The organism is Alkalibaculum bacchi (genome assembly GCF_937875145.1).
In the GTDB taxonomy this organism is placed as follows: Bacteria; Bacillota; Clostridia; order Eubacteriales; family Alkalibacteraceae; genus Alkalibaculum; species Alkalibaculum bacchi_A.
Map to the genome: position 1 here is coordinate 1 of NZ_CALNCS010000077.1, position 7,668 is coordinate 7,668.

A 7,668-nucleotide genomic window follows, 5' to 3' on the forward strand; every position below is an offset into this window, starting at 1 on the left:
AGAAAAAGTGTCATAAAAAATTTGTTATTTGTGACAACTACCTTGACAACCACCGCATCCGAATCAACTAATTTACACGCTTTTCGAATAGTGTACATACACCCACCGCTAGCTGCGTGTTTCCATTTAGTACCCCACTTATCCCAATTGAATCGAGAGATATGTTGGAAATATCCTCCTCCACTTCCTATCCCATATTTATTATCCCTGTTTATGTTGGGTGCCCAATATGTATTTATTACAAATGTAACTTTATACTCATTACCTGGTCCACAATAAGTCACAAATGTATTGTGACCGTTAGATGGATTGAATCCTGTCATAAATAAATATTGACCATCCCTTACTGTAAATGCAACACCGAGATCAGTAACTTGTTGAGTTGGTCCATCATAGATAAAAGTATCTGCCATTTTTGCACCTCCTTTTTAAATTCATATTCTCTTGTTTCTATTTTATGTTTAAAATTATGGTAAAGAATCTTTAATTGTAACCATAATCAAAATAGCGCATATAATAAACTGTTATAAAAATTACAAAAGGAGAATTAAAAAAACAATATGAGTATTAAAAATATAGACGATATAAATGATATAAAAGTTTATGAAGTTCAAGATTGGCTTAATTCTACCTATCTTGGTAGATATGGATATAATTATATTAAACCTGATGGGAATACAGGTTGGAAAACAATTCGCGCATTAATTAGAGCATTACAAATTGAACTAGGAATAAGTGAGCCATCAGATAATTTTGGAAATCAGACTATGGCTGCTTGCCCAACGCTTTCTATAGATTCGAATCAATCATTAATTGTTGACAGTAACATTGTAAGAATTTTACAAGGTGCTATGTTTTGCAAAGGGTATAGCCCTGGAGATGTAACAGGTAATTTTGATCTTGGAACAAAAGAAGGAATTATACGAATACAAATAGATGCAAGTATTGCAGCAGATGGTGTGGTGACACCACTTTTATTTAAATCTTTATTGACAATGGACGCTTATGTATTACTCCCTGGAGGAGATCCTAATGTTCGAACAATTCAAAGAAATTTAAATAGAGACTATTTCCCCAATATAGGAGATTTAATCTCCTGTGACGGAATATACGGAAGAACAACGTGTAAAGCAATGATTATGGCCGTTCAATTTGAAGGTGCGATATCTGTTGATGGTATATGGGGCCCAGCGACTCAAGCTTCTTTACCTACTTTGACTTACGGCAGCACTCGAAGAACTTATAATTATATTTTGCAATACGCCTTATATGCAAATGGTTTTAATCCAAACGGTTTTGATGGTTCCTTTGGTAACGGATGCAGGACAGCAGTAAAGGCGTTTCAAGAATTTTGTGCATTAACTATTGATGGATCTGTAGGGCCTCAAACATGGGCTTCTTTAATGATTAGTAAAGGAGATGTAAATAGAAGTGCTACGGCATGTGATTGCAGTTCAACTGTAACCCCTGCCAGGGCAGTTACTCTCTATAATTCTGGATATAGAATTGTTGGTAGATATTTAACCGGAGGGTGGAAGGAGATTCATCCCGGTGAATTAGATACTATTTTTGATGCCGGATTGAAAATCTTCCCGATATATCAAACATCAAGTAATAGTGCAAGCTATTTTAATTATAAAAGGGGAGCTGTTGATGCAGTAAAAGCTGTAATTGCAGCAAAAAAATATGGCTTTAAATCTAATACCATCATTTATTTTGCTGTGGATTTCGATGCTTTAGATCATCATGTAACGAATGATATTTTACCCTATTTCCGTGGAATTCGTGACCAGTTCACCACTATGAATTATAAATATAGAATTGGTATTTATGGGCCAAGAAATGTATGCTCCAGAGTAGGAAATGCGGGATACTCTGTTAGCAGTTTTGTAGCAGATATGTCTACCGGATTTAGCGGTAATTTAGGATATCCATTACCATCAGATTGGAATTTTGATCAAATTCTTGAATATTCAATTGGGAATGGTGATGGTCAGATTGCAATCGATAAAAACATTTGCAGAGGACACTACACTGGAGAAAGTAGTGTAAATGAGCCTGAAGGTTCCACTGAAGCAGATATGATAGCTCTTGTAAATAATCTTGATGGGATGACAAATAGATTAGGTATCACTTTTACTTCACCAAGTTTGGAAGTTCCCATAATAACTTCTCCGATTATAGATATAAAAGCAGGTTTTTCTATATCCAATACTTTTGTTGAAGGTGATGGGATTTCTGTTACCGTTCAAAATGGAGAAATAATTAGCGCAGGTTCTAATGTATTTGACGTTTTTGGCGCTTTTGGGGTGGATTCTGCAACATTGGGAGGTATCCTTTCTTCTTGGGAAGGAATAGATTTTAAGATTAGCATGCAAACTACAGCAAATAGCTTTAAGATAAATTTAATTAATCAATTCAATGCCGAACATTTTAGTGGCATCGGGTATGTCACAGAAAAGTTAATTATTGAATTTAAAAATCTAGATGCAGCTGTTTTAGAAACACAATTAGCAGATGCATATGATAAAATACTAGAATGGATAGAAGATAATTCAGATTTAGTTATAGGTGTAGTTGTAGGTATACTAATAGTTGCAGGTGTTGCGGTAATTTTTGGGATATTAGGTATAAGTATTCTATCTATATTAGCAGCATTAGGATCAGCAATCTCACAAGGAGTAGCGACTTTTGGAGTCATTATAATTTTTATGATATTATTTACAGATAAAATACTTGATCTAATAAGAAATAATACGTGAAAAAATGGAGGATATATATCCTCCATTTTAAAAAAAAATATATCCTTTATACTTTAAATCATTAGGGAAATTTTTGTTTAATTCCAAATTGGAATAATTCATAATAACTTCGACAAGTTTACTTATTTTTTTTAAGTGTTCTGTATTACTTGTGGACACATATATAATCTCATCGGAAAGAGTACGAATAATGAGATAATTATCAATAAGATGCAAATCGTAGATTGCCTCCCATAGAAATATTTTGGTGGCATAATCTGTTTTTATTTGAATGGACTTCTCAGTAAGAAGTAATTCAGTTTTTGAAAATGTGTTTTTGTAAATATCTGAATTAAATACTCTCAATAGATTTCTTCTTACTTTTCTTTTATACATATTAGATAAAAAATTTCTTGTCAAAAAAGCGGCAATAATCATACAGATCAGTGCAATTCTTATGGCCATAGAAAAAGCAATCGTAAAACAAATAAAAAAAACAATGCTGAAGACTATATAAAGGTATTTTATATATTTTTTTAAAGTAATTAAACTAAAAATATATTTACAATGAAAATCTAAGAAATCACTTTTATTCACTTCATAAGTAATAATCAATATCATCACCCCTTTTTATCCAAATACTAAATCCGGCATCACTTTAAGGACTCGTATGTCTGTATTTGCTTGGATTTTGTCGATGATTTCTTTGCGTAAACTTTCGCTAAGGCTATCTCTCCCTAAAAAAATAAATTCACGCATAAATGTTTCAATATAAATATTGCCATCTACCATGTGTATCATTTTCAGAGCATTCCACTTATAGTGAACTTCACATAGACTCGTCATAGTTTTAATGCCTTCATTGCTAATAATGAAAGTTGTATTACAAAAATAATTATCAAAGATTTTCAGTGAATATAATTTTTTGATATTTGCTTTATAAGAATCCGATACCACCAAGGGAACAATGATAAAACAGCAAATCAAAAACAAGGCTATTATTATTGGAAAATACGGGACGCCGCTGGCTAAGATCATAATCGCAAATAAGGTTAAAAATAAATTTATAGTAATAATCCATGCTATAAAGTGAGGCGTTTTCTTATAATGCTTTATAAAAAATCGAATCAATTCTTCCCTGAATAATTGATATTCAAACTCTATCTTAATCTCCTCCTTTATATACTATATACACTATATATTTTATGTTACTTTTCCAAAAGTACAATGGTAATGAACTAGCTATGCAATCGATATCAAATCAAGCGCTAGCGTGTTATTTACAATTGCGTAGCGGGCAAAGGGGGGAGCCTTTGTATTTACTCGCCTTAATGTAGTCTATGTTTTAAGTCTTCTAATGCTGTTTACCTCACGCTTTTACTCCTTGTTTTATAAAGCTTTCAATTCGATCCAAACCTTTTTTGATTTCTTCTAAGCTGGTTGCATAGGATAATCTAATATGAGTATCTAAACCAAAAGCAATACCAGGAACTACAGCAACTTTTTCGTCTTCTAACAAGGTGTCAGCAAGTTCTAATGAGCTGTGAACTGATTTTCCATTGTAGCTCTTTCCAAAAAGTCCTGACACATTGATAAATACATAAAAAGCACCTTCAGGATAAATATACGTCAACGGTTTCATTTCATCTAAACGAGAAATCATATATTTACGCCTTATATCGTATTCATCAAACATTTTTTGAAGAACACTTTCCTCACATTGCAAAGCGCCAAGAGCTGCATACTGAGTAATAGAAGAGGGATGAGATACAGCATGACCTTGTATAATGCCCATTGCTTTGATGACCTCTTTATTCGCTGCTGCATAACCTAAACGCCAACCAGTCATAGCGTAACTTTTACTCATTCCATTAATGATGATTGTAAGTTTTTTTATTTCAGGATTGATTTCAGCTATACTTACATGAAGATTACCATCATATATGAGTCTTTCATAGATTTCATCAGATACCACATAAATACTGTTTTCTACAGCGATCTTTGCAATTCCTTCTAATTCTTCTCTTGAATAAATAGCTCCTACGGGATTACTAGGGCTATTTAATAAAATGGCTTTTGTCTTATCTGTTATAGCCTCTTTTAATTCGTCTACAGTAATCTTAAAATTATTAGCTTCTTTTGTTTCAATAATGACTGGTTTCCCGCCTGCGATTTTAATAATTTCAGGATAACTCACCCAGTAAGGAGCAGCTAAAATGACTTCTTCGCCAGAATCTAGAATAGCTTGAAATGCTGTTGATAAGCTATGTTTTGCACCGCTATTGGTGATGATTTGATCTGGTGTATAATCGAGATGGTTGTCTTTTTTTAGTTTTTCACAGATTCCTTGTCTCAGCTCTAGTAGTCCTGCAACAGGAGTATATTTGCTTTTTCCCGCTTCGATGGCAGCAATACCAGCTTCTTTTGCAGAGTCAGGAGTGTCAAAATCGGGCTCTCCTACACCAAATGCAACAACATCATAACCTTGCTTATTGAGCTGATTTGCTTTAGCTGTAATGGCTAATGTCATTGATGGTTGAATACTTTTTACTTTATCAGATATCATGTTTTTCATTTTAACCCTCCACCATTATGTATAAATTTCTTTTTTAAAACTCTCAAGAATGTCAATTGAATCATTAATCAGCCCTTGATAGTTCTTTTTTAAAATTTTATAATATTTTGCCCCTTCTTCAGTGATCTTATAGTATCTAGTAGACCTCTTCACGGGATCACTCCACCAACCTACAATATAACCTTCGTCTTCTAGTTGTCTAAGAAGTGGATAAATCATTCCAGGGCTAGGTGCCCATTTTTCATGAAGTTTAAGTGAAATATTGTCGATGATTTGATTGCCATACATGTAATTTTTACTTAACATATTTAGTATCAATAGTTTAACCATTGCTGTAATGCTTATTTTAAAAATCGCATTTCGATTTCTATCGTTTTTTAATGCCATTTTATCACCTTTTTTCTTTTAACTTTTCTACGTAGGTATAGGGTATTTTTACAGAGCCAATAAAAGGGTAATCATTGGAATTTCCAGAGTGATTATCAGAACCACCAGTAATAAGTAAATTGTTTTCTTTTGTGATTTGGTAATACTCTCTTATCTGCACAGAATTATTCTTTGGATGATAAACTTCTATGCCATCTATTTTCATATGGAGAATTTGATTTATAAGATCTTGGTTTTTAATAAGACCAGGATGAGCCAGTACAGATAAACCATTGGCATTTTTAATTTCTTTGATGGCATCCATTGTAATGAGTTTATATCGTTCAACATAAGTAGCTGTTCCAGGAGTCAAGTATTTTTCAAATGCTTCATTTATACTATGAACTAGCCTCATCTTAATGAGCAAACGAGCAAAATGAGGTCTTCCAACAGAATCCCCTTGACTTATTTTTGATAGTTCTTGTCTATCAATATGGATTCCTACAGAGCTAAATTTTTCGATCATTTTATTTGCTCTCTCAAGGCGATGGCTTTGCGTACTTTGAATAAACTGAGCAAAATCTTTGTTTTCTAAATCAAATAAATACCCTAAAATATGAATTTCTTCCCCTTGGTGTATAGTACTTAATTCGATTCCTGGAATGACCTCCAAAGAACCTTTATTAGGGGATTGTACTGCCTCTATAGTACCAGAAACCGTATCGTGATCCGTTATTGAAATGGCTTTTAGATTTCGGTTTTTAGCGTGCTCAATAATCTCTTCTACACTCAGTTTTCCATCTGAATGAATAGAATGCATGTGTAAATCCGCATAATGCATAATTAATTCTCCTTACTTAGAACTTACAACATAGAATGTAGAACTACTACGCTGATTTGAATATTATAACACAAATGATAAATACTTCCCATTAGTTAAACCGTCATCCCTCTATAATTTGAATAAAATTATCAACGGATTGGCATTTACCTGTTTCTTCATTTATTTCCGTTATAATTCCATTGATTTGAACAGGACCTTGTGCTAAATCGTATTTAGCAGGTCGATTGTTTTGCATCTGCTGTATAATAATATCTTTATCTACTCCTAAAATCCCATCTAGGGGACCTGTCATTCCGATATCTGTAATATACCCTGTACCTCCATTTAATATCCTTTTATCTGCAGTTTGCACATGAGTATGTGTCCCATATACTAAGGATATTCGGCCATCGCAATAATAGCCCATAGCTAATTTTTCAGATGTAGCCTCTGCATGAAAGTCTAAGATAATAATATTACATTGTTTAGAAATCTCGTAAAGGATTTTATCTATAGTATGAAATGGATTCGTTAAATTTGAAAGATAAATTACCCCGGATAAGTTGATTACGCCAATAGCGGTTTCGCCTTTATGAATTATAGTATAACCCTTTCCAGGACAAGGATCTGGATAGTTAGCAGGTCTGATCAATTGAGGGTAAGATTCAATATAAGTCAAAATTTCTTTTTTATCCCAAACGTGATTACCTGTTGTAATTACATCAATATCTAATTCAAATAATTCCTTGGCGTTTTTCTCTGTTAAACCTCTCCCTGCAGATGCGTTTTCTCCATTAACAATAACTAAATCCGGCTTATATTCTTCTCTTAAATGAGATAATTGGCTTGCTACAGCATTTCGACCTGGACGTCCAACAATATCTCCTAGTATTAATATTTTCAAAATAACTCCTCCTACTGTATACGATTAGTATGTTATCACATATAAGTCCCAGATTGCCTCAGCTGCTTTGTAGCTTCTCGCTCATAGAACCACTCCATTTTCTCGTGCAAGCACGAAAAATGTCCTAATTTCTGCGAGCTAATCTGCTGATGCAAATATTATATCATAAATATGCCACAGCTTGCCTTATTTATAGGCAAGTGGCCACGGTAATCGCATGAAGGATTACTCTTCTTAAACATTTTGAACTTTACTTTTT

At 33.3% G+C, this 7,668-nt stretch carries 8 protein-coding genes; 1 reads left to right on the forward strand and 7 read right to left on the reverse strand.

Annotated features, from left to right (window positions below):
* The coding region (locus Q7P22_RS05175) for a hypothetical protein (RefSeq protein WP_303861531.1) at positions 1–413 on the reverse strand (413 nt) is incomplete at its 3' end.
* Between the two features lie 147 nt (positions 414–560).
* On the opposite strand from Q7P22_RS05175, the gene Q7P22_RS05180 reads away from it, so the two are divergent.
* Positions 561–2,762, forward strand: a complete 2,202-nt coding sequence (locus tag Q7P22_RS05180) for a glycoside hydrolase domain-containing protein (RefSeq protein WP_303861533.1) — start codon at positions 561–563, stop codon at positions 2,760–2,762.
* Between the two features lie 27 nt (positions 2,763–2,789).
* On the opposite strand, the gene Q7P22_RS05185 is transcribed toward Q7P22_RS05180, so the two are convergent.
* The 6 genes from Q7P22_RS05185 to Q7P22_RS05210 all read right to left on the reverse strand — a co-directional run bounded on the left by Q7P22_RS05185 (position 2,790) and on the right by Q7P22_RS05210 (position 7,409).
* Positions 2,790–3,356: a hypothetical protein gene (locus Q7P22_RS05185; RefSeq protein WP_303861535.1), complete on the reverse strand. Its 567-nt coding sequence runs from the start codon at positions 3,354–3,356 to the stop codon at positions 2,790–2,792.
* A 15-nt stretch (positions 3,357–3,371) separates the two neighbouring features.
* Positions 3,372–3,587 carry a hypothetical protein gene (locus tag Q7P22_RS05190; protein ID WP_303861538.1) on the reverse strand — a complete coding sequence of 72 codons (216 nt, stop codon included), beginning with the start codon at positions 3,585–3,587 and terminating at the stop codon, positions 3,372–3,374.
* A gap of 523 nt (positions 3,588–4,110) precedes the next feature.
* On the reverse strand, positions 4,111–5,316 hold the full coding sequence (locus Q7P22_RS05195; protein WP_303861541.1) for a pyridoxal phosphate-dependent aminotransferase: 1,206 nt from the start codon (positions 5,314–5,316) through the stop codon (positions 4,111–4,113).
* 15 nt (positions 5,317–5,331) lie between these two features.
* Positions 5,332–5,703 carry a PadR family transcriptional regulator gene (locus tag Q7P22_RS05200; protein ID WP_303861544.1) on the reverse strand — a complete coding sequence of 124 codons (372 nt, stop codon included), beginning with the start codon at positions 5,701–5,703 and terminating at the stop codon, positions 5,332–5,334.
* Between the two features lie 4 nt (positions 5,704–5,707).
* Positions 5,708–6,523, reverse strand: a complete 816-nt coding sequence (locus Q7P22_RS05205; RefSeq protein ID WP_303861547.1) for a PHP domain-containing protein — start codon at positions 6,521–6,523, stop codon at positions 5,708–5,710.
* A 103-nt stretch (positions 6,524–6,626) separates the two neighbouring features.
* Positions 6,627–7,409 carry a TIGR00282 family metallophosphoesterase gene (locus Q7P22_RS05210; protein WP_303861550.1) on the reverse strand — a complete coding sequence of 261 codons (783 nt, stop codon included), beginning with the start codon at positions 7,407–7,409 and terminating at the stop codon, positions 6,627–6,629.
* Positions 7,410–7,668: the final 259 nt, after the last annotated feature.